Annotated in this window: 1 protein-coding gene; it reads right to left on the bottom strand. The window is 56.5% G+C overall.

Annotated features, from left to right (window positions below; translation table 11 throughout):
• Positions 1-255, bottom strand: a 255-nt coding sequence (locus SB724_RS20975) for an SRPBCC family protein (protein ID WP_410572896.1), incomplete at both ends; no start/stop codon positions are given.

Raw genomic sequence — 255 nt, 5'->3', positions numbered from 1 at the left:
CGCCTCGACTTTGGATAGGTCCAAGTCCCGGCCTAAAGGAGAGGAACCCGCTTCATATGCCTTGACTGCGTCAACCAGTGTACGCCGACCTTCCGCAACAGCGCGATCAGTGGGTGCCAGCAGTTCAGCGGATCTAGCGACGCGCCCTTGACTCTCGATGGCCATAACGTCTTCCGCTAAGATAAGTGCAATGCCGGTCATTCCAGTCACGCCAGCGAAACTCTCACCCACATCAATCGCTTCTCTGTTTTGCCC

It is taken from the genome of Bacillus sp. SIMBA_031, from assembly GCF_046535225.1.
Lineage (GTDB): Bacteria > Bacillota > Bacilli > Bacillales > Bacillaceae > Bacillus > Bacillus velezensis.
The sequence above is the reverse complement of the archived record's forward strand: the minus strand, read 5'-3'. Positions and strand labels throughout refer to the sequence as shown.